Source organism: Mesorhizobium sp. M0991 (genome assembly GCF_040318915.1).
Lineage (GTDB): Bacteria > Pseudomonadota > Alphaproteobacteria > Rhizobiales > Rhizobiaceae > Mesorhizobium.
The window spans coordinates 1-25097 of record NZ_JAMYNE010000051.1 but is presented as its reverse complement, the minus strand read 5'-3'; the positions used below and the strand labels follow the sequence as shown (position 1 = coordinate 25097).

At 57.0% G+C, this 25097-nt stretch carries 17 protein-coding genes and 4 pseudogenes; 9 read left to right on the top strand and 12 right to left on the bottom strand.

Features of this window, described 5'->3' with window-relative positions; all coding sequences use genetic code 11:
- The first annotated feature begins 530 nt into the window (after positions 1 to 530).
- The 8 genes and pseudogenes from NKH70_RS33340 (at position 531) to NKH70_RS33305 (ending at position 9148) form a co-directional block, all read left to right on the top strand.
- On the top strand, positions 531 to 2057 hold the full coding sequence (locus NKH70_RS33340; RefSeq protein ID WP_353027290.1) for an amidohydrolase family protein: 1527 nt from the start codon (positions 531 to 533) through the stop codon (positions 2055 to 2057).
- A 159-nt stretch (positions 2058 to 2216) separates the two neighbouring features.
- Positions 2217 to 2513 carry a DUF2604 domain-containing protein gene (locus NKH70_RS33335; protein ID WP_353027289.1) on the top strand — a complete coding sequence of 99 codons (297 nt, stop codon included), beginning with the start codon at positions 2217 to 2219 and terminating at the stop codon, positions 2511 to 2513.
- Entirely contained in the window at positions 2506 to 3102 is a 597-nt protein-coding gene (locus tag NKH70_RS33330) for a putative metal-binding protein (RefSeq protein WP_353027288.1), read from the top strand. Before NKH70_RS33335 ends, NKH70_RS33330 begins: the two co-directional genes overlap by 8 nt.
- A complete protein-coding gene (locus NKH70_RS33325) occupies positions 3099 to 3587 on the top strand; it encodes a Mov34/MPN/PAD-1 family protein (RefSeq protein ID WP_353027287.1) in 489 nt (162 codons plus the stop codon). Before NKH70_RS33330 ends, NKH70_RS33325 begins: the two co-directional genes overlap by 4 nt.
- 2 nt (positions 3588 to 3589) lie before the next feature.
- A complete protein-coding gene (locus NKH70_RS33320) occupies positions 3590 to 5161 on the top strand; it encodes an E2 ligase fold family C protein (protein ID WP_353027286.1) in 1572 nt (523 codons plus the stop codon).
- A gap of 242 nt (positions 5162 to 5403) precedes the next feature.
- Positions 5404 to 6440: pseudogene (locus NKH70_RS33315) on the top strand (IS110 family RNA-guided transposase).
- An 838-nt stretch (positions 6441 to 7278) separates the two neighbouring features.
- The gene (locus NKH70_RS33310) at positions 7279 to 8040 is read left to right on the top strand and encodes a class I SAM-dependent methyltransferase (protein WP_353027285.1); all 762 of its coding nucleotides are present in this window, start codon (positions 7279 to 7281) and stop codon (positions 8038 to 8040) included.
- Between the two features lie 562 nt (positions 8041 to 8602).
- Positions 8603 to 9148, top strand: coding sequence for a GNAT family N-acetyltransferase (locus tag NKH70_RS33305; protein WP_353027284.1), 546 nt, complete (start codon positions 8603 to 8605; stop codon positions 9146 to 9148).
- 794 nt (positions 9149 to 9942) lie between these two features.
- Here the strand turns inward: NKH70_RS33305 and NKH70_RS35950 are convergent.
- A pseudogene (locus NKH70_RS35950) lies at positions 9943 to 10090 on the bottom strand (IS110 family transposase); the annotation flags it as partial.
- Between the two features lie 101 nt (positions 10091 to 10191).
- Between NKH70_RS35950 and NKH70_RS35945 the strand changes: the two are divergent.
- A pseudogene (locus NKH70_RS35945) lies at positions 10192 to 11489 on the top strand (IS256 family transposase).
- Here the strand turns inward: NKH70_RS35945 and NKH70_RS35940 are convergent.
- From NKH70_RS35940 to NKH70_RS33240, 11 genes and pseudogenes are all read right to left on the bottom strand, one after another.
- A pseudogene (locus tag NKH70_RS35940) lies at positions 11487 to 12132 on the bottom strand (transposase); the annotation flags it as partial. The pseudogenes NKH70_RS35945 and NKH70_RS35940 overlap by 3 nt on opposite strands.
- A gap of 209 nt (positions 12133 to 12341) precedes the next feature.
- On the bottom strand, positions 12342 to 13574 hold the full coding sequence (locus NKH70_RS33285) for an ATP-grasp domain-containing protein (protein WP_353027280.1): 1233 nt from the start codon (positions 13572 to 13574) through the stop codon (positions 12342 to 12344).
- Positions 13574 to 13900, bottom strand: coding sequence for a hypothetical protein (locus tag NKH70_RS33280; RefSeq protein WP_353027279.1), 327 nt, complete (start codon positions 13898 to 13900; stop codon positions 13574 to 13576). The genes NKH70_RS33285 and NKH70_RS33280 overlap by 1 nt, the downstream gene beginning before the upstream one ends.
- A 900-nt stretch (positions 13901 to 14800) precedes the next feature.
- A complete protein-coding gene (locus tag NKH70_RS33275) occupies positions 14801 to 15331 on the bottom strand; it encodes a hypothetical protein (protein WP_353027278.1) in 531 nt (176 codons plus the stop codon).
- A gap of 289 nt (positions 15332 to 15620) precedes the next feature.
- Positions 15621 to 16298 (bottom strand): histidine phosphatase family protein, encoded by a 678-nt coding sequence (locus tag NKH70_RS33270; RefSeq protein WP_353027277.1) that lies wholly within the window; start codon positions 16296 to 16298, stop codon positions 15621 to 15623.
- Between the two features lie 53 nt (positions 16299 to 16351).
- Positions 16352 to 17167: a 3-deoxy-manno-octulosonate cytidylyltransferase gene (gene kdsB / locus NKH70_RS33265; protein ID WP_353027276.1), complete on the bottom strand. Its 816-nt coding sequence runs from the start codon at positions 17165 to 17167 to the stop codon at positions 16352 to 16354.
- A gap of 30 nt (positions 17168 to 17197) precedes the next feature.
- Positions 17198 to 18457, bottom strand: coding sequence for a sialidase family protein (locus NKH70_RS33260; RefSeq protein WP_353027275.1), 1260 nt, complete (start codon positions 18455 to 18457; stop codon positions 17198 to 17200).
- Between the two features lie 91 nt (positions 18458 to 18548).
- Positions 18549 to 19691: a KpsF/GutQ family sugar-phosphate isomerase gene (locus NKH70_RS33255; protein ID WP_353027274.1), complete on the bottom strand. Its 1143-nt coding sequence runs from the start codon at positions 19689 to 19691 to the stop codon at positions 18549 to 18551.
- A gap of 866 nt (positions 19692 to 20557) precedes the next feature.
- Complete coding sequence (locus NKH70_RS33250) at positions 20558 to 21562, bottom strand: alcohol dehydrogenase catalytic domain-containing protein (protein WP_353027273.1); 1005 nt, start codon at positions 21560 to 21562, stop codon at positions 20558 to 20560.
- Positions 21563 to 21577: 15 nt separating this feature from the next.
- On the bottom strand, positions 21578 to 22897 hold the full coding sequence (locus NKH70_RS33245) for an aspartate aminotransferase family protein (protein ID WP_353027291.1): 1320 nt from the start codon (positions 22895 to 22897) through the stop codon (positions 21578 to 21580).
- 411 nt (positions 22898 to 23308) lie between these two features.
- Positions 23309 to 24658, bottom strand: a complete 1350-nt coding sequence (locus NKH70_RS33240) for an aspartate aminotransferase family protein (protein WP_353027272.1) — start codon at positions 24656 to 24658, stop codon at positions 23309 to 23311.
- Between the last annotated feature and the right edge of the window lie 439 nt (positions 24659 to 25097).

Here is a 25097-nt window from a genome sequence, read left to right as displayed (position 1 = left end):
ACTTGGCAAAGGCAAATGGATATGCCGTCAAGCTAATCGCTCGAGGAGCCCTCCCCGAGGGAGGGAGAGTGTACCAGTTCTACGAACTCAAGCGCCGGTCGAGAAGGGCGCGCCGCCCGTCCCCCTCCCCGCAGGGAAAGCGGATCAGAAACAGCATCGCGCGAAATGACCAGGAGGTCAGGTCGGCCCTATCAACGCGAGGCTGCGTACGAAGTTAAGCTTGATGTGTTCTTAGAAGCCCCCTCCAAATTTGCTGCCAAACCCAAAAACGTTCGCCATGCCTTGTGGTCCCCTGCTTGTCGCGGGAAAGACTTGCAGACCTGCACTTAACATCCGCCGCAGGATGATGGATGCCGTTCCATTAGTGGTGGAAATTGAAGGTCAAGTGGAAATGGGAGTGCGTATGCGCCGCCAGTTAGCACATTGAGGAAATCGGACTCGATCCGCTGCGGACCCAACTCGCCCTAACGACGATATTGACAAAGAAATGGGGTTCCAATAGGAAAATTGTTCCGACTGGATGCTTCTCGATGAAATCCACTGATTCAAGCTCGACACCGGCGCAGTTGCCATTGACGCCCCCGCGCCCGAAGGACGAGGGACAAGGACCCTTTCAGCGCCTGATTATCGAGGGCGGCGTTCTCGTTGATGGGACAGGCAATCCACCATATCACGCGACAATTATCATCGAGCAGAACCGGATTGTTGAGATCAGGCGAAACCGCTTTCCAGATCGCCTACCGCCGAGACCCGAGCATGGGCCCAGTGACAAGTTGATCAATGCCAGAGACACGTACATTCTTCCCGGCTTCATCGATACTCATATTCGGCTGACGAATATAACATCTCTCACCGGTTCGACTGAGTACTTGTTCAAGCTCTTCATGGGGCATGGCATTACGACTATCGGCGTTTTGACAGACGAGAACCAGCTCGACTGGGTGCTCGAGCTGCAGAGACAATCAGCCGAAAACACGGCCAGCGCTCCCCGTATTAAGGCGTTGGTAAACTTGAACGTTCACACGCCGGACGAGGCCCGAGCAAAGGTTAAGGAGCTTCACCTGCGGGGAGTCACTGGCATTCGTGGAGGGGAACCGCAGTTGTCCCGGGAAGTAGCGAAGGCCGCCTTGGAGGAGATCAAGAAGCTAGGTCTGCCAGTAACCTGGAACATGACAATGGGCCAGCAGCCGGGGCTCAACGCTCTGGACCTCGCGCGGCTGGGTGTGAGTGGCATTAGCCACTGGTACGGGATGGCGGAACCTTTCTTTGTAGACCGCGCCTTACGGCGTTACCCAGCAGGCTTTACCTGGACTGACTCAAGGGAACGCTTCCGTCAGGGCGGCCGTACCTGGAAGCAGGCAGCGCCGCCTTATAGCGACCACTGGAATAAGGTACTCAACGAGTTCCTCGCGCTCGATGTCACGTTCGAACCAACATTTGATATATATGAGGCGGCTCGCGATTTGATGGGCGTGAGCCGAGCTGAGTGGCTTGATGAGCATCTCCATCCCGGGTTGGCAAGAAGTTTTACGCCAAGCAGAAACACTAACCCGTTCGCTCCTTTCTATGATTGGACCACAACCGATGAAGTAGAATGGAGAGATAATTTTCGACTTTGGATGATATTTATCAATGAGTACAAGAACCGAGGCGGGCGCGTAGTGGCAGGAGCTGACTCCGGCTACCTATGGGCGATACCCGGGTTCGGCTTCGTCCGTAACCTCGAACTCCTGCAAGAGGCTGGCTTGGCACCGCTGGAAGTTATCAGTTCCGCGACGCTGCAGGGAGCCGAGTTATATCACTCGAACACCGAGCTTGGATCCCTGGAGGTGGGCAAATTAGCTGACTTGCTGATCGTGGATCGAAACCCGCTGGAGAACCTCAAGGTGCTGTACGGGACCGGCGTCAATTCGCTGAACGAGGACGATGTGGTTACGCGCGTCGGCGGTGTAAAGTACACTATCAAGGATGGGATTGTATTTGACGCGAAGGCGCTGCTCGCCGATGTCCGGAAAATCGCCAAGAACGCGAGGGCGCGGCAAGTCTCGTCCGCGTGATACTGCGCGTCGACCTAGTCTACATTTAGCCTGCCTCTGTCTTTGCGTACTCGCGGTCTGTGGCGCCGAGTGGACGATTGAAGACGGCCAGTGTCCGCTCCCTTGCAGGTCGGCAACTAGTGCCTCGAGCCCCCATTAGCATGCCACAGGAGTACCACAATGTCGAAGAATTCGGGCAACGACGAAACTCACGGCGGCGGCCATGAGAAGATCGAAATCACCGTGGTCGTGAACGGCCAGCCCACGGAGATCGAGGCGCATCCCAACCAGCCGCTTCACGTCGTTCGTACCAAGGCGCTTGAGAACACGCAGAATCTCGCCCAAACGGCGGAGAATTGGGAGCTTAAGGACGAGGCCGGCAACTTGCTCGACGTTGACAAAAAAGTCGGCGAGTTCGGTTTCGCGAATACCGTGACCCTGTTCCTCAGTCTGATGGCGGGGGTGGCAGGTGCCTGAACCCCAGAATGTGGACCCTGAGGTCTCCCGAGCGAAGTTTGATCGGGAGATCGGCTGGTTTCGATCACAAGCAGGCGTCTACCGGGCTCAGGGGTGCTTCCTGATCGAGGCGAGCTTCCCGACCGCCTTCTTCATCTTTGCAACACCGAAGCTGAAGCCAAGCGTGATCGGTGCAGCAGTCGAGATCGACTTCTCTAACTACGACCTAAGACCTTTGTCAGTGGTCTTCATCGATCCCTTCACGCACCAGCCGATTGCCCGGAAAGATCTGCAGCTTAGTATGCTGAGACGTCTCCCACTCCCCGGAACTCCGCCGGGAATGATCTTCGCTCCTGTGTCGGTAACGGACTTCATCCAGGCCAACGGTCCGGAAGATACGCCATTCCTGTGCATGGCAGGTATCCGGGAATATCACGATAACCCAGCCCATTCAGGTGACTCATGGCTTCTCCATCGGGGTTCTGGCGCAGGTTCCTTGGCGTTCATTTTGGACAAAATCATCAAGTATGGGACCGGCCCGGTAGAGCAGTTTCACATTCAGGTAGCGGTGGGGGGAGTGGAGGCACCGTTTCAGGCCATTCCAGAATGACTGCCTTGAAAGATGTAACGACGATTGCTCTCCCGCAACACTGTGTGTCGACGGTGCAGGCGTATTTGCGGTCGGTTGGGCGCCAAGGCTACGAGGGGATGGGCCTATGGGTCGGCGTCCAGCAAGGGCAGAACTTTGACGTGACAGAGGCCGTTATCCCGGCGCAACGTCACGTTCGGACAAGCGATGGAGTTTCCGTCATAGTTCCGGCCAAAGAACTACACCGGCTCAATGTCTGGCTCTATAGGCGTGGCCTCAAACTTTTGGCCCAGATACATAGCCATCCGGGGCGAGCATACCATTCGACCACCGACGACGCCTACGCCGTCGCTACCACTGTTGGGTGTATGTCGCTCGTAGTGCCAAATTTCGCCCGCGAACCCTTTGATCTGGTTCGAGTCGCCGCCTATCGACTCGACGGTGAGGCGAATTGGAGTGAGGTCCGGCCCGCGGCACTGGCGCGAATGATCACGATAACGAGTTAACTATGGCACTTGCTAACTTCATTGACCGCGCCGCTACGGCAGCATCTCAGGTCCTCGCCGACTTTCACCTGAGCGATTTCAAGGCAGCTCTGGAAAAGCAGGTCGTGGCGGTCGCCTTCGACAGCCACGCCGTCTCATCCCCCGAAGGTCTGGCGACCGTTGATCTTATGGTGAGGTTGCTAGCTCGACTGTATCCCGTTCTAGCGGTGCTCCCCCTGGACAACGCGGCGACCTCTAAGGCCCACGCGCTCGAACGCTTGGCAAAATCGATCAACCCAGAGATCGGTATCCGGCGTTCCGGCAAAGCTGCCACGGTCTGCGTCGTTGCAGGCGTGGTGGACCCATCCCTTGGGTGTCCGACCTTCTTTGCGGGCTCTAAGGGGTGGGCGGCAAAGCTGTCGCGTATAGGCCCGGTGGGATCTGGCTCAAGTTTCCTGCCTTATGGGGCGGGCGCAGCCAGTTGCTTTGCTGCAGCCAATGTCTTTCGAACGATCTTCGCCCCTCAAATGACAGGCGCGGTGTCGGACGAGAGCATCGATCTCTCGATACGCACTTACGCGAAGAGTGATGCAAGTGATCCGGCCTCCTTTGACTTGCCTATCGATCTTGGCGAGACGCACCTCGTTGGCCTCGGCGCGATAGGCCATGGTTCGCTTTGGGCGTTAGCCAGGCAATCCGGACTCTCCGGTCGTCTACATGTGATTGATCACGAAGAGATCGATCTCTCGAACCTGCAGCGCTACGTGTTAGCCGGTCAGGCGGAGGTCGGGATGCCTAAGACCGCGCTAGCCAAGACCGCCCTTCGATCGACCGGTCTAACAGTAGACGCGCACCCGCTGAAGTGGGCAGACTACGTTGCGCTTCGGGGTGACTGGCACTTGGACCGAGTTGGTGTCGCGCTCGACACCTCTGCCGACCGTCTGGCAGTACAAGGGGCGCTTCCGCGGTGGATCGCGAATGCCTGGACGCAGGAGCACGATCTAGGAGTCTCGCGGCATGGTTTCGATGATGGCCGGGCTTGCCTGTGCTGCATGTATATGCCGGCAGGGAAATCCAAGGACGAGCACGAACTTATCGCCGAGGAACTCGGGTTACCGGAGGCACAGCTCGAGGTAAAAACGCTCCTCCAGACTAGTACCGGCGTCAACGCCGCCTTTGTAGGTCGGGTCGCTACGGCGATGGGTATCCCGTTTGAGCCGCTCGCTCCGTTCGTCGGCCAACCGCTTCGTTCCTTTTACCAACGGGCCATCTGCGGCGGCCTCGTCTTCCAGCTTAGCGGCGGAAGTCGTCTCGTCCGAACCCTAGTTCCGATGGCGTTTCAGTCAGCGCTCGCGGGGATTATGCTTGCAGGAGAGATGGTTAGGCATGCTGCGGGTTTTCCCGCGAACCCCATGACGAGCACTCGCGTGAATCTACTGCGTCCGCTCGGATCTCACCTATATGATCCGAAAGCGAAAGACGCTAGCGGCCGCTGCATCTGTCGCGATGAGGATTTCATAGCTGTTTACCGGCGAAAATACGCCAACGCCACTGAAAAACCTGTCGATGCGTTGCTGAACAAGGTGCCCGCATAAAGCAATTCGGGGAATGCTCGTTCCACAGCCGGGAACGCTGCCCAGGCGGCCGCGCGGAAAACGTGTCGAAAAGACCAAGTCCCGCTTGTGGTACAGAGTCGAGATGTTGGCCCAGACGTATTTAGATGGGGTATTCGGCTTTGCCCCACGCCTTAAACGGTGTTTGAGGTGCTGCGCTTCGAGCTGATGATAAAACGTGGTCTGCGTGAACAGCCACAAGCTATCAGGAAAGGAAGCGCAGCATGAAGCATTATGCCGGACTGGACGTCTTCGTGAAAGAGACGACCGTTTGCATCGTGGATGAAGGAGGCCGAATTTGCCGAGAGATGAAGGTTGCGAGCCATCCGGACGATCTTGTTGAGGCGTTGGAGAACCCCGCCTGGAATCTGGCCCGGATCGGGCTTGAAGCTGGTCCCTTATCACAATGGTTGTTCAGTGGTCTGGCGGGAGCCGGACTACCTGCAATCTGCATCGAACCCCGTCATGCGAAGGCCTTTCTCAAGGCGCAGGTCAACAAGACCGACCGCAATGATGCGCGCGGCATCGCGCAGATGATGCGGGTTAATTTGTTCCGGCCGGTGCACGTCAAGACGCTGATGAGCCAGAAACGCCGGGCGCTGTTGACAGCCCGCAAGTTGCTGCAGGAAAAGGCCATCGCAATTGAGAACGACATTCGAGGCCTGTTGCGTAACTTCGGTCTCAAGGTTGGCATTGTCGGCGGTGCCAAATTTGCGGATCGCATCCAGGACCTTTCCGGCGACATTCCGGAGCTACGTGACATCATGGAGGTGTTGCTCGCCGCCCGGCAGAAACTTCGCGAGCAGTTCACGGTACTGCATGAAAGGCTGTTGTCGATCGTGAAGGGTGACACGGTTTGCAGGCGGTTGATGACCGTACCTGGTGTCGGACCTGTCGTTGCGCTGGCTTTCAACGCCACGGTCGACATTCCTGCCCGCTTCAAGAATTCGAAGGCCGTAGGGCCGGCTCTCGGGTTGACGCCCCCTTGCATCAATCAGGCGAGGACAATCGCGTCGAACGTGTTTCCCTGTGCGGTGACGCCATGATGCGAACGCTACTTTATGAAGCCGCGCAAGTCTTGCTGACGGTGGTGAAAAAGTGGTCATGGCTGAAAGCTTGGGCGATGAACGTCGCTAAGCGCCGGGGCCGACAAAGAGCGACCGTTGCCCTTGCTCGCAGATTGGCTGTCATCATGCACAGAATATGGTCCGACGGCAGTGAGTTCCGCTGGGCGCGAGAGGAAGCAACGGCGGTGATATAGCCGGGTCCACCAAACGAAAGGGAGAAGATCCGATAACGAGATCCGCCAGGGGCGGATGAATGTCCTTCGCGGGACGGAGGATGAAGAGAGGACGTGCCGGGACTCGTTTCTACCGCGGCAACATGGTGAGAACGCTGTTTAGATTGTCCCCTTCATTCCAACTGATCCCATGCTGGGAGGGCCAACGCGCCGATCCCGAAGAGAGAAGGACCCGGACTGGCCAATGCATGACACTGCGATCTCACATGTTCACGACATCTGGGCGCGCTCCCCTCGCGCGGATCGGCGGAAACCCCGAAACCAAACCAGTTCGTCGACCTGTGGCACTCAATAGCGGGCGGTCTCCTCTCGGCTCACCATGACATGCGAAGCCGCCGGCCGATGGCCGGCATGATTGCGCCTGGATCTGAATTCAATCGCCGCGCCGACCGTCGCTACTCCTGGGACAGGCGCCGGGGCACCGTTCCTGCTACACGCGCCCGCATACCGTTATCGATCTCGTCGGCTCTCACTCTTAATTGAGGTACCCCCAACAATGCGGTTGAGAACCCTTGCGGTCCTCAACGGGCACCATACCTCGAACCTTGATCGGCAGATGAGGCTCGAGGGGCGGATGAGTGATCCCGTGCTTGAGGGCTTGGCGATCCGCGTCCCCTGCTCGACCACAAGGGGGCACTTCTACAACTAGTTCCACAATGTCTTTGCACAAGGCGCAGACTGCCATCGAACCCTGCCGACGTAATTAACAAGTCACAAATAAATTACAAATTGTTTTCTTTCAAAATTCTCATCTATATGCGACATTGCAATATCAGCCGATATGTAAATAGGAGAACACATGTCCGACAAGCCCGGAAATCACGTATCCACGTCGGAATTTGGGTCGTACTTTAGTGAAGATTATTTCTATTTTGGCGATATGATTAATCCCCCGGAAATAAGTGATAGAGAAGCAGGAGCTATTTGGAACCTTCTTGCACTTCGACAAGGCAGCTCAGTTCTTGAACTTGGGTGCGGTTATGGAAGGATTGCCAACCGGTTGGCGAAAAAAGGAGCACGGGTAACCGGACTTGATATCTCGCCGACTTTGCTAAGAAAAGCCGAAGCGGATGCGGCTGAACGCCGGGTAGAGGTTGAGTATATTCTTGGCGATATGCGCTCACTTCCCACGCAAGATCCCTTTGATGCGGCTTTTCTGTGGTACACGACGTTTGGCTATTTCGATGACGCGGACAATGAAAAAGTTCTTCGTGAAGCCGCTTCTTCACTTCGAAAGGGCGGGCGTTTGCTAATCGATCACGTCAATCGCTTCGCTTTGCTGCGAGACAAGTCGCCCATCTGCCACCTTGTGCAACGGAACGACGATCTACGGATCGATATTATGAATAACGATACCTTAGCCGATCGTCGTACCTGCGAAAGGATCGTCGTCCGAAATGGATGCGTTAGACGAGCACATCTTTCTTTCAGACTGTATGGGTTTTCCGAGTATGTTCGCATGCTGCGAAGCGCAGGATTTGAGACTGTTGAAGCTTATGGGCAGGAAGGTGGAGCGTTTACACCCGATAGCCCGCGCCTCGTCGTCGTCGCGTACAAGTAATCGGGCGTTCCGATGGGACTTGATACAAGCCTCTGAGCGTCGGACTCAGTGATCAAAGCCCCAAAGGTGACGTCATCTGCGATGCAGTAGCCGAGGAGAAGATGGGCCAATCGTCGTAGCGGATGGCAATACGCGGCCAGCCAATGAGGTTGGCGAACATGTCCTCGATTGGTTGCGGGCGTAGAGATTTTTTGTCGTGAGAAGCGGCTGCTCGCGATCGCAGAGGGTGGCGGCAGGATCATTAACATTGCATCACTCCGACGGTATGAAAGCGCCTGTAACGATGGCTTGCAGCGCTTCGAAAGCTGGGCTGTCGTTCTAACCAAGGCTACGCGGTGGGAGCTCGCAACACAGGGCTTGCTGGTGAACTGCGTCATGCCACAGCCACCGAGGGCGGCTAATTGGAGACCCGCTACAGCGGAAGAATTGCGCACATTGCGGTGGCCGAACACCCATGGAACGGCTTCGCCGGTCCGGCGAAGTTGCATTCAAGGTCGCTTGGCTGGCTTCGGACGAGTGCAGCTTCTAAGTTTCAGGTCTCCGGCGAGAGGAAGAGCTACTGATGGAGCTACGGACAGACCGCCTGCTGCTGCGGGAATGGAAGGACCAAGACGTCGAGCCGTTTGCCCGGATGAATGATGATCCTAGAGTTGTAAGGTACGTCGCAACATTCGCGAATCGGACCGCGATTGATGCTTGGATCAATGCCCAACGCGATCATTTCAAAAGATACGGATATGGCCTCTGGGCTCTCGAAACTGTGGATCCCGCCGGGCGGTTTATCGGCTTCTGCGGCCTCAATAACGTTCCATATGAAGCACATTTCACGCCGGCGGTCGAAATCGCCTGGAGGTTGCATCCAGATTGGTGGGGGCGTGGATATGCAACCGAAGCCGCCTTTGCCGCTCTTGCCTATGGGTTCCAAAGGTTAAAGTTGAACCGAATCGTCGCGAATGCTGCAGTGAACAACGTCGGCTCACGACGGGTTATGGAACGCATTGGCATGTCCCACGATCCAAAGGACGACTTCGAGCATCCACTCAAGGCACCGGATGATCCACTGCGACGCCAAGTCCTTTACTCCCTTACTTGGGAGAATAGGAGCTGAAAGCTTTGATCGAGCTTCTGCATCACAGCCAGGAAACTACTGCCGCCCCGCATGAGTTCTTGCACGCGGCCGAACGCGCTCTCCGCGCTCCCGCCATCCGAAAATGATTCCTTGGCCACGTTGAGCAGCCGCTGAATGGCGCCCGCGTTTGGAGATCGCCGCCCTCGCGATTTCGCCGCCATAGCCGCCATGCGCTCCTCTGGGCTTCCGGGCGAATGTCATGAGGGATTCGCATGGGGCAGAATTTCGGGCCGCGTCGCATCGAGGTAGAAATGCGCAGCTTGTGCACTTCCTTGGGCAGGTCTCGCGGTGGAACTCGCGCGCCGTGCCGTCCGCACAACGCGGGCAGCATCCGTCTTCGATCCGTGGCTACGACGAACTTCCTGATCGAAGTCTCGGCAATTGCGCCTATATCGTCATTACGAGCGATTCCGGTCCCATCCAGGTAGGTTCGCCCGATCCGCTTGCGTCACCGTTCGATCCGGCGATTGGGTCGCGCTGGTTCTCCTGTCGGCAAGGCCGTCGAGCGGGTCGCGTCAACACAATATCCAGATGTTTTCGATGTCACAGCTCAGGTTAGTTACGCACTTCCGTGATCCTTCTTGGGCTATCCTGATCTAGAGTCGGGTTGGGCGATGTCCAGCCACATAGCTAGGACGGGAGTTCCCCCACCGTGGCCGCATCCCGTCTCCGTGGTGTTCCGCCGGATTTAGGCCGGTCCAATAGCTTCAATCCGGCGGCGGCGCGCGTGCGGGAGGCGTGCGTGCTGGAAGGATGAGCGGATGAGCTGCATCTCAGCGACCCGCATCGACCTGGTGGCCGATGGCCCAGAGGAACGCCGCCATCTCACGCGCAATCGCCGCAGCCACGACCGGGTCTTCTGGCCGCACCCGTCATGCGGCGGCAGCGCGCACAAAGCCGTATCTGCGCCTTCCAGGCGAGGTGAAGTCCTAAACTTGCTGGAAATTGAGGGCGGGGTGCCTCCTTTGCTGAGGAATCAGAAGCGCATGCAGTTGGCGCCGGCACCAGCAAGGAGGCACCCCATGACGACGAGAATACCGGCCCCGATGCGCACCCGCCAATCCCTTTCCGACCTGATTGAAGGGCGTCTTTCCACACCGGCGGGTCGCTCGGAGCTGATGAAGCTTGCGACCCGACTGATCGTGGAGGAAGCCCTGGAGGTGGAAAGCCGGGATGCGGTCGGGCGGGACTATTACGAACATGGCGCCGAGCCCGGCCAGGGTTACCGCAACGGCGTGCGCAGCGGGCGCCTGAAGACGGCGGAAGGCTTTGTGGAATACTCGGCCCCGCAGGTGGCGGGCCGCGACGAGCCGTTTCGTTCCGAGATCCGCGAGCATCTGAAGGGACGCTCGGAGGCGCTCGAGGACCTGGCGGTGGAACTGCTGGCACGTGGTCTTTCGGTGCGCGACATCGAGGACGCCTTCCGGGACGAGACGGGGCGGCTGCTCCTATCGAAGAGCGCGGTCAGCGAGATCGGCGAGCGGCTATGGGCAGACTACCAGGAATTCGCCACGCGCGATCTTGGCGAATATGAGATCGCCTATCTGTTCATCGCCGAACGCCTCCGCCCCGGGCAGAAGCGTGAGCCGGTGCTGGCTGCCTGGGGTTTTACGGCATCTGGCGCCAAAGTGCTTCTGCATCTGATGGCGCGTTCCAAGGAGGACGCGAGACGGTGAGCGCCTTCTTCTAGGACATGCGCGGCCGCGGGCTCAGCGATCCGCTGCTCGTCGTGTGCGACGGGGCAGCCGGCATCATCAAGGCGATCGAGACCTGCTTTCCGCGCTCGGAGCGTCAGCGCTGCCTGGCGCACCGGATGCGCAATCTCGCCGCCAAGGTGCCGGAAGACCGCTGGCCCGAGTTCAAGGCCCGCGCCACCGCCGCCTATCAGGCCCCCTCGCGCGCCATTGCCCGCGATCTCGCCGCCGGTCTGGTGAAGGACTACGAGGCCGAGCTGGCGAGCGCGGTCGCCTGCTTCATGGACGACTTTGAAGCGGCAATCGCGCATCTGAGAATGCCGATCACTCACCGCCGCGCCATCAGGACCACGAATCTTCCGGAACGTTTGTTCGTCGAGGAGCGGCGCAGGCTAAAGATCATTCCCAATGCTTTCGGCGAGAAGCCCGCTCTCAAGCTCATGTTCGGCGCCATGATCGGAGCTGCCGAGCGGTGGCGGGCAATCAGGATCACCGACTTCGAGCGTCGCCAGATGACCGCTGTCAGGCAGGAACTCGATCAGGAATACGAGGCCCGAAACGGCCTCGACAAGAAAACAGTGGCAAAGGAGCCCCGCCAGAACTTATCCAGCAGTTCCCGGACTTGACCTCCAGGCAATCTCCCACACTAACTTTGGCAGCTCTTCGAGCCGGACGTCAATGGCTTCCGTCACCCTGGCGGGATCGCGATAGCTCCGTTACCCTGCGCCAGAACCCTGCGCCAGAACGCGGCGGGCGCGGCGATTGCCGGCAAGCGTCAGGCTGCCACGTTTTACCGCGTCGCCGGTTGACCGCTCCGAGCGGTTCGAGGCCGAGAACCGCCATCAACTGCCGCAGATTGTCGAGCGGCGGACATCGCCCACTTCGCTGACAACGCCCGACTCCATTCTTGCGGTCGGTGAATATCCGACCATGGCAAAGCAGAAACGAGAGGAGCTTCTGGCGCCTTTTGCGGAAATCCTCGGTCGCCGCCCGCAACGAACACGCATCAGGTCTCGCTCTGCTTCATACACGGCATCGGAACCCATATTGCCTTCAACTGTCCGGCCCCCGCAGCAGCCGCGCCACGCCGACCGCATCGCGCCGGTTCGTCTTGACCCGCTCGCCCGCACGCTCGGGTATCAGCGAGGGCGCAACGACATCGCAGCGGTGGCCGAGATCTACGATCTGGCGATAAAAACCGTAACCAGTCGGGCCGGCTTCGTAGCAAAAATGCGGGCGGGGACACTTTTTCTCCAGCTTGCGCACGAACCGCTCCACCGCCGCTTTGAGGGCGGAGCGAAGCGGATCTGGGCGATGTAAACCTCGCGGTGCCAGCCGCGGAGGGAATGATGATAAGCGGGATGCGGCCGCGGGCGACCCGCCGGTCCGGCTCTGAGCAAATCGGAAGATCCAACCAAGCATGCATTCGCATCGACCTTTCCGGGATCGAGACGGAACGGCCCAAGAACAACTAAGCATCAGTCGGCGAGGATCGGAAATGGTATGATCGACCAATCGATTAAGTCGACGGCACGCTGAAGTATCCCATTGGTCCGAGCAAAGGTCGGCGAAGCCGCGATGATATATCCGATCCGGTCTGTAAAATCGCCTTTCCTGACGATCGGCATCTTGGGTTCAATAGAAAATTTGACCTCGGCGACACCTGGTACAGCAGCCGCCCGACCGCCGCCATCGATCCAATCGAGGATGCCATCGCGATCAGGAACTAGGATCCGCGCGGCTGCAGTATGCGAACGCGTTCTGCGCAAATTACATTCCTCCGCGATGACGAGCTTAATGTGCTCAGTGACAAAATCGACGCCGTAAGCCAGTTGGATTAGTTGGGGGATGGGCGTACCAGCAAGACGCGGATTTACTTCAATGACGACTGGGCCACGTTTCGTCCACCTTAGATCAATATTCGTCGGCCCCCATCCAAGGCCAAGGGCCTGCAAACATCCCAGCGAAATATCGGCAATATGCCTATGCTCGTCAACAGTTAACAGAGCCGGATAAATGTACTCACGACAGACGAAGTGCGGTGGGCTACCGAAGTCAGCGGCGGCTATCCCAATCACCTCATTTCCCATTAATTCAACGCTGTAATGGGCGCCTTGGGCGAATTCTTCGACCACTATCCTTGGCGAAGACCGCCATATGTGCTTCCCCCCCAAAAGATAAGTGGTATGCTCGCCTAACTCGTCGACATTCCGGCACAATCGGACACCGCTGCTGCCGCTACCTACTGCTGGCTTAACAATCACCGGCAGGCCGACCTCCGAGGCAGCGCTTTCTACGTCCGTCGCATTAGTTGCCAAGCGATATGCAGGTATCGGAACGCCGGCCTGCCCAAGGAGCTGACGCTGAACGAATTTGTCACAGCATCGTTCAATCGATGTGGGGTTCGGCCCCGGCAGATTGAAATAGCGGCAGAGCGCGCCGACTGTCGCATGAACCGACTCGCTGGGGTTCGGAAAGCCAGTAATCCCAGCAATGTCATACGCGGCACGTAGCCGGGAACATTCGTGGATCAATGCCTCGAGATTGTCTGTATCGACACGGATTGCGTCAATGTTTTCTGCCGTAAGGCAGTTGTAACGATCTGGATCAGATGACAAGGAAATGGGATGAAGACCAATGCGCTTGGCGGCTTGCACGTATAGCAACATATTACTTGCGCCCTCGATCAGGATGAGCGATCTTCTTGCCATTATCCCTTGACTCCGATGTTTGCACGCTGCGCGTCGGTCCGAGAGTACCATTGCCACTGATTTACGGTTGCAAAGATCTCTGTAAATTTATTTGAAGCCATGTTGCAACGACTGAACACTGTTCGGGGAATGCCGAGTTGCAGGGCAAGAGCGTTTAGCCTGATCGGCCTATCTGCGGCACGGTAGGCGAACGCGTTTACCTTCGGCTCCAACTCGGCAATGCGAGCCAACAGGACCTGCATGTACTCGACGGGAGAAATCCTCTTGTTGAGGATTAGCTCGGCTAACTCGACGGCCGGCATAAGGCCGATGTCCTCAGAGTTCATGCGATCAGTCCTTCTCAAACGTGCTATGTAAATCTTTGCTAGGTCAACCAGCCGGCAAGTACTCTGTGGACCTTGAGAAGCAGGGCCGTTCGGGCCAACTGTGATTTCACAAACTCTGCATGGCAGAGTCGTGTTGAGTCTCCGCCTCCAACTTGACCCGGTCGCAGTACGACCACGAGGGTCCGCTCTGGATTGATCCGAATTCCAGCGTGCCCATTCGGAATGGGTGTATTCTTATCCGGTTACGGCCACCTCGCGTTTACGGCATTGCCGATAATAGTCTCTCCCGAGTGCCATACCAGCGACGTGGTGTAGCTTAGCCAACTGACTGGCAATATCGCATCGGCGGTGGGAAGCTCTCGCCGCCTCGCACCGAAGAGCTTCAAGACTCGTGCCAGTTTGGCTAATGCGCCGAAGAAGAAAATTCTTGATTGTTTTCCGCTGTTTAGCCTGAGCCAAACAAGAAATGGCTGTACAAAGCGTTGTATGGCGGATCCGACAAAGGCGACACAAGTTGACGGATGGCGTGGCTTTTGACTGCGCATTTCGCAAAAGCCGGACAGGGCTTCCGCTAATTCCATCACTGTCCGGGATTTAGCGAAAAGGGTGTCCGGGAATTACCGAAACACGCATTTTGACCGCTTGCGTTGTCTCCTGTTGCTGATTGTAGCTGGCGGTGCATCATACGGTTAAATTCTCCGGGATCGGGCTACGCATCGCTCTGCTGGAATCGTTCAAAGATTGCAGCAATCGCCGCGTTCTTGGCGGCGCTGATCCGCCCAGCCGAGCGTATGATGCGCGGACGCGGCGCTCAAGGGGCATCCCGTCGCTTTCGCCGCTCTGTGGGTGGTAGCGCACCGAGGGATCACGCGACCAGCTACGCCTCCGTCACCGCCACTCTCAAATTCGGCCTCGCCGGGCCAGTTCCGCAGAACCGGCAAAGCCTGCACGCCAACCACGGCAGCACCTACTACCGGTGAAGGAAGCAAGAAAATGCCACCCTTGATCAGATTGCCGAAGCCGTGCCGGTCCACACACCAGGTTCTGGAAGCGACGGGGTGACCGTTTCGCCATATCCTGCCATTTTCGAGCAGTTGCCAAGGTGAGACCTCCTTCTCGCTCTCCAGAGACTGTCAGGCTGCTTTCACCGACAGGTCCGGTTGATAGGCAGCGAACCGAGAGCATGGACCAGAGGATCCTCGCATTGTTGTTGGCTAGCGCGACCGCCGCGACATTGGGATGGCGCCGTTGCCGCAACTTGCCGAGCAGAGGGTTCGCGGACCCTGTTTGCCGCCGGCGCGTTCTGCCGGTGATCGTCCCTGATATACCGCAAGGCTTCTTGAAGAAATCGAGATCGAGCTGCTGCTGGCCGACTTTCTGTTCCAGTTCGGCGATACGCCGTCGCGCCTTCGCGAGCGCCTTCTCCTCCACGGCGGCACCATCTCACCCGATGCTGCAATGGGCCCGACGGACAGCAGACGCCTTCCCGGGACGTCCACGACGCGCACCTTGCTGCCGGTTAGGCCCAGGCGATCAACGCCAATCGTACACCCGTTGCCGGCTAACCCCGCCTCCTTTGCCGATTGACTGATATTCTCGCCCGCTTCCATGCGCTGCAGAAGCGAAGAGGTTATTCTCTTCACTGATGATCCTGTCCAATCCCATGCAAAGCACTTCATCCGAAAGCTTCGGCCCGTACGATTCGATAGGCGCGCGAGGCTCAAGAGCTTGACAGGGTATCGCTTGATCTCATGCGCACGGCCTTCCTCAATACCTTTGACACATGTTCCGGATCTGGTGCAATGTTCCACGCGTTGACCCGGCAGTTTCCCTGCAGCACCTCAAGAACGCAGATATGACCTGTGGCGACCTTGCCATTAAGCGTACTGCCGGCAAGCCGCAGGAAGTGGCGCAACACGCCGTTGCTCGTCACAGCGAGGACTGCGCTATCCTTTCCATGCGTCCGGGCGAGCTGCCCCACAAATGTCGTGACGCCATTTGCCAAAGTGGCCTCGGGAGGGCTCCAACCAGCCGATTCAGGCCACGCTCCGCGGCGTTCCCACGCCTCCAATTCCTCCCCTCCAAATTGCTCTATGATTTCGTGGCTGCTAAAACCCTCCCATGCACCATAGTCGATCTCGGCTAAACTCGCATCGACAATCGGTAAGGGCGCGCCACCGATCCGCTCCGCAATGATCTCGGCGTACTGGCGCGTGCGCCGCAGCGGTCCACAATAGAGCCCGCCTAGCATAACACCTGACAGGCATAGAGCGTCGCCGAGATTCTGAGCCTGGCGGCGTCCCACTTCTGTGAGCGGAGGGTCGCTTCTGCGGCCGACCCACACGACCTTGTCGCCGGGATCAAACGTATTGCCGTGACGGCTGAGGATAAGCTTCATGAATAAATGGCCGCTTGTGTTGCAAATCGTACCTACCGAGCTGGCTGTTTGCCTCAATCCGTGACGAGATCGCCCTCTTCGCCGACGATTGCCTCAACGCGCTTCACATCATCTGGGCTGTCGACAGCCCAGTGGGTTCGACCGCCATAGTCGACTTCGACCACGCGGACAGGTATCCCATGCTCGAGCGCGCGCAATTGCTCAAGTTTCTCAGAACGTTCGAGGGGACCGGATTCGAAACTGATATACTGGCACAGGGTTTCGTAGCGGTACGCGTAGAGTCCGATATGGCGAAAAACCGGCAAGGGATCCGAATCATTACCTCGTCCATCATTGCGCACGAACGGGATGATGGATTTCGAGAAATAGAGGGCGTTCCAGCGTCGGTCGAACGTCACAGTTGTGCCTCCGACCTCGCCGTGCCCTTTAGCGGTGCGCAAAGCGTCATAACTGCGCTTGTCCATCCGCACCGCGGCAGTAGCGATCTCCACAGTCGGATCGCGGCGCATCTCATCGATCAAAGCGGTAATGACCCACGGCGGCGTGAGGACAGCGTCCCCCTGAAGGTTCACTACGACGGCAGGCGTCGTGGACAACATCTGGGCTGCAATCAGCGCCCGCTCAGTGCCGTTTGTGCATTCCTTCGGGGTTGTCACCACGGCTCCGCCAAAGCTTCGAACATGCTCGGCGATGCGCTCATCGTCAGTGGCGACGCAAACCTCATCTACGTCAGATACTGCACGGGCCAAAGACCAGACACGATTGATCATCGTCCGGCCAGCGATCATCGCGAGCGGCTTGCCGACGAAGCGGCTCGAGCCGTAGCGGGCGGGAATGATTATAGCGACTGGACTCGACGTTCTGGGCATGTTTTTCCCACTCTCAGAAATGCAAAAGGATCAATAGACGAGATTCCGGAAATCCTTGACGCGATGGAACGTGATCAGGTTCGTATATTGAGGATCCCTGCCCTCGTCATCCCCTGACCGGCACAACACGAGAAGATCATTGCCGTAGACCGCCATGCTCGCGTAGTTCCGCGCGTGACGCTCGTTCTGACCCGCGGCGACAAGTCCGGCAAAGCACCAGTCGATGCAATTTTTGGAGAAGTGAAGTTGCAGCCTATGGCGCTCATTGTTCGGCAAATTGTAGCGCGCCTTCGATATGTGCGTAAGGCGCACCATAGAGTCGGTCGCTTGTGAACTCAGCAACCAGTAGAGCCGCGTCTTGTCATCATAAATCAAAAAGAATTTCATATGGCCTCCCGGAAATGGGACGAAGAGAGCCCTTTTCCCCGACGGCATGGTTTCTAATGCTGTGGTCAGACGACCATCATCCTGCTCAATGACCTTCACCAGGGCAGCATAGCCCGTTCCACCCGTGTTCGTGCGCAAGAAAACGTGCAACGTCCGCCCGCCCGGATCGTGCCATAGATGTGAGGGATCGAAAAACCGGACGATATTCGGTTCAAGCCAGCCCATCGGTGCACACAAGCGTCCCGATCCGAGCTCGGCCGAAGCTCGGGGCGGCGTGCTATAGAACGGTATACCAAAAAGATCGAAATCCGTTGATGAGACTATCTCGTTGAACGCGAGGGACTCTGAGATAGTCCAGCTCTCACGGTCTAGAAGATCGTGGTCAATTCTAGCGCGCAACACCCGCGGTGCCAAACCGGCTGTATTCCATCCCTCGATCGCAAGATCGCGCCGCTCGTCCAAGGCGAGGTAGAGGTACCCATTCGCGTAATGCACGTTGCAGGACGACCCGTGCCATTTCATATTCGAGGTAAGGGTGACCGGCGCGCTCCACGTCTCCCCGTCATCGTCGGAACGCATGATCATGAGGTCGCCGGCATGACCAAGTATGTAAAGCCGCCCGCCAGCTGTGAATGGCCGGGCGTGCCAGAATGGAAAGGTATTTCGCTCAGCCCAGGAACAGCCCCCATCATCGGACACATAGACCATGCCCATTCCGAAGCGCGTACCTCCCGCGCGAGATCCCTTCGGCCCGAGGAGATCCCTGACCCCGGCACCGCCGAGATCAAAGGTGGCTACCACTCTTCGGCTCGCCGTCACGACAATGCCCGGCGTGTAGCAGTATACATCTTGTGGCCGCTCGGACCGGTAGACAATCTCGAAGTCATCCGCCAAGGCGCGCATCACACAGGCCCTGCTCTGATCCCCAGTGGCGCCAAGAGAGCCGTTGTGAGACCGTCCCTCGAATGATCGCCACTTGCACAACTTTCATCACTCAACATGGCTTCAGCACGTCCTGGCGAGATATCAGGCCGGCGAACTTGTCCTGATCGTCAAGCACGGGCATCAACTCGACCTCGTGCTGACGGAAGAGCTGCGCGGCTTGATCGAGAAATGCGTGCCCAGAAATTGTGTTGAGCGGCGGCTGCATGTGCCGCTCCACCGGATCGCTAAGGTCGGGAGGGGCGCCACACTCAGCTAATCGGCTGATGGAGTCCCCGTTCAAGGTTCCGACGACGTTGCATCGCTCGTCGACGACTGCGGCGACTCCTAACTTTGGGGAGGCGCGGCACATGTACAAGAGCGCCAGCGACAGCGGTGTATCTGGCCGGAACACTGGAATCATTTCAACCGGCCACATCAGGTCGCACACTCGCATCAGCTCCCGTCCGAGACTTCCACCCGGGTGAAGACGTGCGAAGTCGTGCCGCGTGAAACCACGCCGCTCCTGCAGTACAAGCGCTAGAGCATCCCCTATTACGGCCATAGCCGTCGCCGAGGTAGTCGGAGCAAGGCCAAGTGCGCATGCTTCCTGGATCGACCCGATGTTGATCACCACATCGGCAGCCTTTGCCAGCGACGAGGTGGCGCGCCCCGTGATCGCGGCAACGATGACAGGAAACTGCCGGATAGCACGGATGAGCTGCATAAGTTCCGCAGTTTCGCCAGAATTGGAGAGCACGAGAATGACATCCCCGGCGCGCACGCGCCCGAGATCTCCATGCAGAGCGTCGACCGGGTCGAGCGTGATCGATCGAGTGCCAGTCGATGCGAGAATTGCGGAGATCTTTTCTCCTACCAGTCGCGACTTGCCGACACCGCACACTACGACAGTGCCAGTTGAAGAAAAGATGTAGTCCGCGAGCACGCAGATATGGTCGTCGATCCTATTTGAGAGGGTTTCCAACGCTGCAGCCTCTTGGCGGATGATGGCTTTGGCTCGCTCAAGCATGACTATTTTGCTGCTAAGGTCCCTGCCAGATTCGGTATATTGCTGAGCGGGTTCTCCATGGGGACGCGGAACTGTATTTCTGTAGCCAACAAGTGTCATGATATCGGCCTCGATCGAATTGGCGACTGTCCTTGTGACGTCGAATAGAGTCTGTATAGCGATCAACCAGAAAATGGGGATGATCATTTGATTAAATTAGTGCTGCAGTTTCGTAACTGGGCCGCATTGACCCGACACTCGTCGCCTCGATCGTGCGCATGCGAGCGTTGAAAGCAGCCGTGGATGCATCCCACAGCTCGGACCGCTGGCGAATTTGAGTGCTCATAAGGAGAGCGTGCCGGACCGTAGATCACTTCACTTGGCAGATTGCGGGTGGCGGCCAGAGCCCTGTTTGGAAAGTCACGGAATAGCGGCCGGCGGCCTTGTCCATGAGCTTGAGCCGATCGGAGGCTGCGTCGGCGAACAGATGCTTGACCGCGGGTCAGCGCTTGCGGTTAAGCAAATAACCTACGTCTCGGAGACTCCCCGAGCCGAGCGTCTCTATCCGCTTAAAGCGAAGTTCATACATTGCCGACGGCAGCATTTTGAACCTTTGAATCCCTTGTGGCCCGACAGCCTGAGATTGCGACCCACATATTCTCGGTCGCCGATTCCTGTGAACCAAGCGTCAGATATCTGATATCTGTCACCTATTCTGTATCGGCTTGTTGAAGACAGCCAAGAAATCGCGTGCATGCCATCCGTTCATCTGGATCCGCTTGCTTGGAATGCTTACGCGCTAGGCGCGAACGCTGGCAGGTCTATTGAGCCTCAGACAAGGGCAGAAGTGCCGCTGTGATGTCACTGCCGACTGGAAGGCTTTGATTGCCACTCTAACCACGAAAGCTGTATCAAAGCAGCGCAAAATCGGGTTAGGGCACCACGGATGTACCGCCCAACGCCGTTCGATCGCTGCCGATCACAGACATCTCGTCTCGTCGTAGTGATACACAGCTGGGAGACAGGCTTGACCCGTCTTCGCCGCTATGATTACAGTTTATAACCATGAATAATCATTCCATCGATATTATCTTCTTATTCTCAGGAATATGCTCGTAATCAGTGAATACCTGGTCAATATTACTGAGGGGGTGGAAGCTGAGAAGGTGGTCGTGATCCGGTCCCCAACTCCTTTTCATCAAAGCAGCTGCCCTAACGAAGGAATCACCATGTCCATTCAGGTGGACGAAGTAGATGTTAGGCTGTTTCCATGGGAGCCTGTCGGGGATAGCCGGCTCATCGGAGTGGTACCTACTCACGACAATCAGCCTGCCGAGCTTCGCCAACCGAGCGCAGCCATGAAGGAAACCGTCCGAACTGCCGGTGGCTTCGAAAACTACGCTGAACACACGGTCATCGGCGCTGTCCAAAATCTTGATCCGGCTCGGATAAAGATCCCTTAAGGCGGCCATCTTGGAGTGCGCCTTGTCATAGATCCATATTTCTCCAGTTTGTGTCTCAAGGAGATTGAAGACCAGTAACGTGCCGACACCGCCGGTGCCGAGTACAAGCGTTGCCTCGTCAGCTAGCGTGCATTTCGAGATGTCCGCGGCATTAATCGCGACGGATAATGGCTCGACCAAAGCCCCTAGATGGCGGGATCTGTATTCCGGAAGTTTTAGAACGTACGAAGCTTTTATATCGATGAAATTCGCATAGCCTCGATTTGAATACCGATTTATCGTCGCCTTCTCACACAAATGACCAGCACCTATCCTGCAATAATGGCAGGAACCGCATCGATAATTCGGATCAATCGCCACAAAATGTCCCGCCTGATAGGGCCCGACCTGGTCTCCGACTGCGACAATAGTGCCGCAGTGCTCGTGACCGAGACTGATAGGATAGCCTTCATCGCGGTGGCCCAGATAGAACGATCTATCTGTCCCGCAGACCCCGCAGAATTCGATCCTTATTCGTACGAAGTCTGGGGGGAGATCCTCGCTCAGCGCATCGCACGTCAGGATTAGACGGCGCGGAGAAACAAGGCGAGCGACACTGTTGGATCGTATGGGCATATTGCATTCCTTGTGTTATCGTGACGAGAGGCTCTGAAGCGCATCCCGCGCAGCATCGACAGTGATTGCTATGTCGTTGGCAGAGTGCGCTGCGGAGAGATACCAGAGGCCTTCTGGCGTGATCCGGACGCCTCGATCCTGCAATGCGAGGTGCCATGCGCGTTGGAGGCTAAAATCTAGACCTTCGGCTGCCGAACGATGGTTGATGACCTGCGTGGACGCGCCCCTGAAGGCTGTAGTGACTGCGCCTGGGCTCGCCCGAACTAGAAGAGGTAGTTGGGTTTGCCCAGCTAGGTCTCTAAGGCCCCGCTCGAGCAATGCTGCTGAGCGATGTATACGCTGGAGCTTTGCGCCGGAACTCGCCGCAAGGAGGGTCAGATGCCTCAAGGCCCCCGCGACGGCAGGCGGATAGGCATTATAGGTTCCTGTGTGCACAGTATTGGTTTCGACGAGTCGCTTCATAACATCCCTTCGACCAGCAAAGGCAGCGAGACAGACGCCTCCGCTTAGCGCCTTTGCAAACGCGCTTAGATCTGCGGCGACGCCAAAGCGCTCTACAGCTCCGCCGAGCGAAGTACGAAAGCCGGATTGGACCTCGTCGAAAACCAACAGCGCGCCGTTCGCGTCGCATTGTTCTCGAAGAAACCGGAGAAACCCGTCGAACGGATGGATATTGCTCCAGAAACCATTGAACATAATTGGCTCGGTAATGACCGCCGCAACTTCTCCACGACATTTCTCAAAGGCATTTGTGACTGCCTCCGGGTCATTCCATTCGACTGCCAATATGTTCGAGGCATCAGAGGAGGGCTGGCCAAGAGACATCGGCACCGGTAAAGATGAACCATCCGGGCTAGCATTCACGCCCGAAAATCCCCAAGCTATGCCATCATACCATCCATGATAGTGGCCGATGAATCTGATAATTTTCTCTCGACCCGTTGCCGATCGAGCGAGTCGAATGCAAGCATGTATTGCCTCTGAACCAGAATTGCAAAACCTAACCATTTCGACATTGTTCACAAGAGAGCAAATTAATTCTGCAAGTTCTATCTCTGCCTCGGTCTGACCTGCAAAAAATTGGCTCACTTGAAGTTGACGGTATATCGCTTCTATGAGCTCTGGTTCTCCGTGACCAAGGATCAGTGGTCCCCTGCCCAACACGTAGTCAATGTATTCGTTGCCATCCACATCCCACACTCGAGCACCATCACCTCGAGCGTAGTAGAGGGGGAATGGCGTCCAATTCGCTCGATTTCCGCTCGAAACACCTCCTGGGAGGACAGCGCGCGCTCTCAGGAGGAGAGCTTCGGATCGAGTATACGAGTTGCTCATATTGCCTCCCAATGGCCAGAAAATAAATCGCGCGAAGTTCCCAAAGCGGAAGAACAAGATTTGCTCTGAAGTGACTGATGTTGAACAAGACGGGACACAACAAAGGCTCTTCCAGACCAGCACCCTGTTTGCATTCGTAGGCTACGGACAATTGCAGTCTATTCCGGAAATGACACGCAATATCAACCTATATTTCAAGATATCGTTTTTCTTATTGGGCGCTGGCGGCCCAAGACAGAGATTTGCAGCTTGAATATCTACACCTGCTGTCATCGAGCGAACTGCTCGGAATACCACGCCTGGCGCCTGCATTGGGACTGTACAAACGAAAGCCAAGGGATCATGCGAGCAGACGCCATGAGCAAACTCATCCTGATCGACCGTATCGTCCTCACGCCAAGGTCCGTCTAGTCACGCCGCTTCGACCACCTGGGCAGCTTCACGAACGCCCGTCACCATTTCTTCGACATGGTCTGTCGACATCGGAGTGGACAGGCACAGTTGGCACGTTGGCGAGACGATCACATCTCTGTCCTGAAGAGCCCGAACGAACATGTCCATTTTTCTTTGCTGCTCGGAGGCTGCGTGGGCCTCACGGTAGTCCTTGGGAGCTTCAGCCCGCAGGTGTATGCGGAACATCGATCCCATGCCCGTCACGGAGTATGGCAGGCGTTCCTGACGAAACATCTCAGTCAGCGAAGCGCGGGCATATTCGCCCAAATGCTCGAATCGTTGAAAACTTTGCTCAGACAGAGATTGCATTGTCCCAATGCCTGCTGCCATCGACATCGGATTTGCACTGAAGGTGCCGGCCTGAGGGACGAGGGGCTTACCATTAGTCGAATCAAAGGGGAGCATGAATCGCGATGGCCCTCCGACCGCGCCGATGGGCAGGCCGCCGCCGATGATCTTGGCAAAGGCACAGAGATCCGCTTCGAACCCAAATCGGGTTATGCCGCCGCGATACGATAGCCGAAAGCTCATCACCTCGTCAGAAATCAGAACGATGCCATGACGGGCCGTGAACTCGCGCAGAAAGGCAAGATAGGTGGGGTCTATGGGAATCAATCCGGCACGTTGCGGAAGGAGATCTATTATGACCGCTGCGAGCTTGTCCCTGTTCCGTTCGAGAATTTCTCGGGTTGCTCCGATCTCGTTGAATGGCAATACGACCGTGTCGGCGGCAAGGGACTCAGAGGTTCCCGCACTATAGCGTATCGCGTTCGGCTCCGACCGGGGTCCCCAGTTCGACGGCGCAGAATCGAGGCTGATTTCAATCGCATCATAAGCCCCATGAAAGGCGCCTTCGAGTTTGGCAATTTTTAGCCTTCCCGTTAAGGCACGCGCTGCCTTAATAGTATACATAACCGCTTCAGTCCCGGAATTCATGAAGCGGACCTGGTCAAAGTAGGGGATCCTGTCACAAAGCAGTTCGGCAAATTCAACTTCCAGCTCCGTTGGGCCGTTGAAGCTTATGCCCATTTCCAATTGATGATGAAGCCTGTCCAACACCGGTCGATAGCCGTGGCCGTGGATCAGGGCGGTAAAGTTATTCAGGAAATCGAGATAGGTGTTTCCATCAACATCGACGAGATGAACCCCTATGCCTTTAGTGAAATAAATTGGGTGAGGACGTTGGAATATAGTCAGACGAGCATTTCCTCCAGTTATGACGCGCTGCCCGCGCCCGAACAGTTCAGCCGAGCGGAAGAGGTTTCGCCCCGTTAAATCATTGTTTCGGTGAATGTTGGATGACGACATGACTTACCTATCTGCGAAATTGGTGTTCGGTTCAGTCCTTGAGGAAAACAAGAACTAGCGATGTGAGAGGGAATGGCGAAAAGCTACCGTTGTCGGCGCAACGCTACACGACCGGATCCAATGTCTTCCGCAGTCACGATCCAAAGTCTAATGAGAGGAGAGGCAATGATCACGTAAAAGTTCTGTTGCAAGACTGGGAACAAGAAAACACACAGGACGGCAACAGGAGGGCGGTCTCTCAGAATGACATTTCCTGGAGTGGTGAGGTCCTGATGTTGCATCTCGGTTTGCATTCTATTTCCGATCCTACTGCCTGCCGGGAACACGAATTGCGCCGCCGGCAATCAGCGCATCGATGCGCTCTTGATCGATGCCGGTCTCCCGCAGAATCTCGACCGTATGCTCACCCAAATCGGGCGCAGGGCGATCGAAAACGAGG

Coding starts and splice junctions, on each gene's coding strand:
- NKH70_RS33255 (WP_353027274.1), bottom strand. CDS start 19,691: ATGATCATCCCCATTTTCTGGTTGATCGCTATACAGACTCTATTCGAC.
- NKH70_RS33305 (WP_353027284.1), top strand. CDS start 8,603: ATGGAGCTACGGACAGACCGCCTGCTGCTGCGGGAATGGAAGGACCAA.
- NKH70_RS33250 (WP_353027273.1), bottom strand. CDS start 21,562: ATGCCCATACGATCCAACAGTGTCGCTCGCCTTGTTTCTCCGCGCCGT.
- NKH70_RS33335 (WP_353027289.1), top strand. CDS start 2,217: ATGTCGAAGAATTCGGGCAACGACGAAACTCACGGCGGCGGCCATGAG.
- NKH70_RS33310 (WP_353027285.1), top strand. CDS start 7,279: ATGTCCGACAAGCCCGGAAATCACGTATCCACGTCGGAATTTGGGTCG.
- NKH70_RS33240 (WP_353027272.1), bottom strand. CDS start 24,658: ATGTCGTCATCCAACATTCACCGAAACAATGATTTAACGGGGCGAAAC.
- NKH70_RS33340 (WP_353027290.1), top strand. CDS start 531: ATGAAATCCACTGATTCAAGCTCGACACCGGCGCAGTTGCCATTGACG.
- NKH70_RS33320 (WP_353027286.1), top strand. CDS start 3,590: ATGGCACTTGCTAACTTCATTGACCGCGCCGCTACGGCAGCATCTCAG.
- kdsB (WP_353027276.1), bottom strand. CDS start 17,167: ATGCCCAGAACGTCGAGTCCAGTCGCTATAATCATTCCCGCCCGCTAC.
- NKH70_RS33270 (WP_353027277.1), bottom strand. CDS start 16,298: ATGAAGCTTATCCTCAGCCGTCACGGCAATACGTTTGATCCCGGCGAC.
- NKH70_RS33260 (WP_353027275.1), bottom strand. CDS start 18,457: ATGCGCGCCTTGGCGGATGACTTCGAGATTGTCTACCGGTCCGAGCGG.
- NKH70_RS33245 (WP_353027291.1), bottom strand. CDS start 22,897: ATGAGCAACTCGTATACTCGATCCGAAGCTCTCCTCCTGAGAGCGCGC.
- NKH70_RS33325 (WP_353027287.1), top strand. CDS start 3,099: ATGACTGCCTTGAAAGATGTAACGACGATTGCTCTCCCGCAACACTGT.
- NKH70_RS33285 (WP_353027280.1), bottom strand. CDS start 13,574: ATGGCAAGAAGATCGCTCATCCTGATCGAGGGCGCAAGTAATATGTTG.
- NKH70_RS33280 (WP_353027279.1), bottom strand. CDS start 13,900: ATGAACTCTGAGGACATCGGCCTTATGCCGGCCGTCGAGTTAGCCGAG.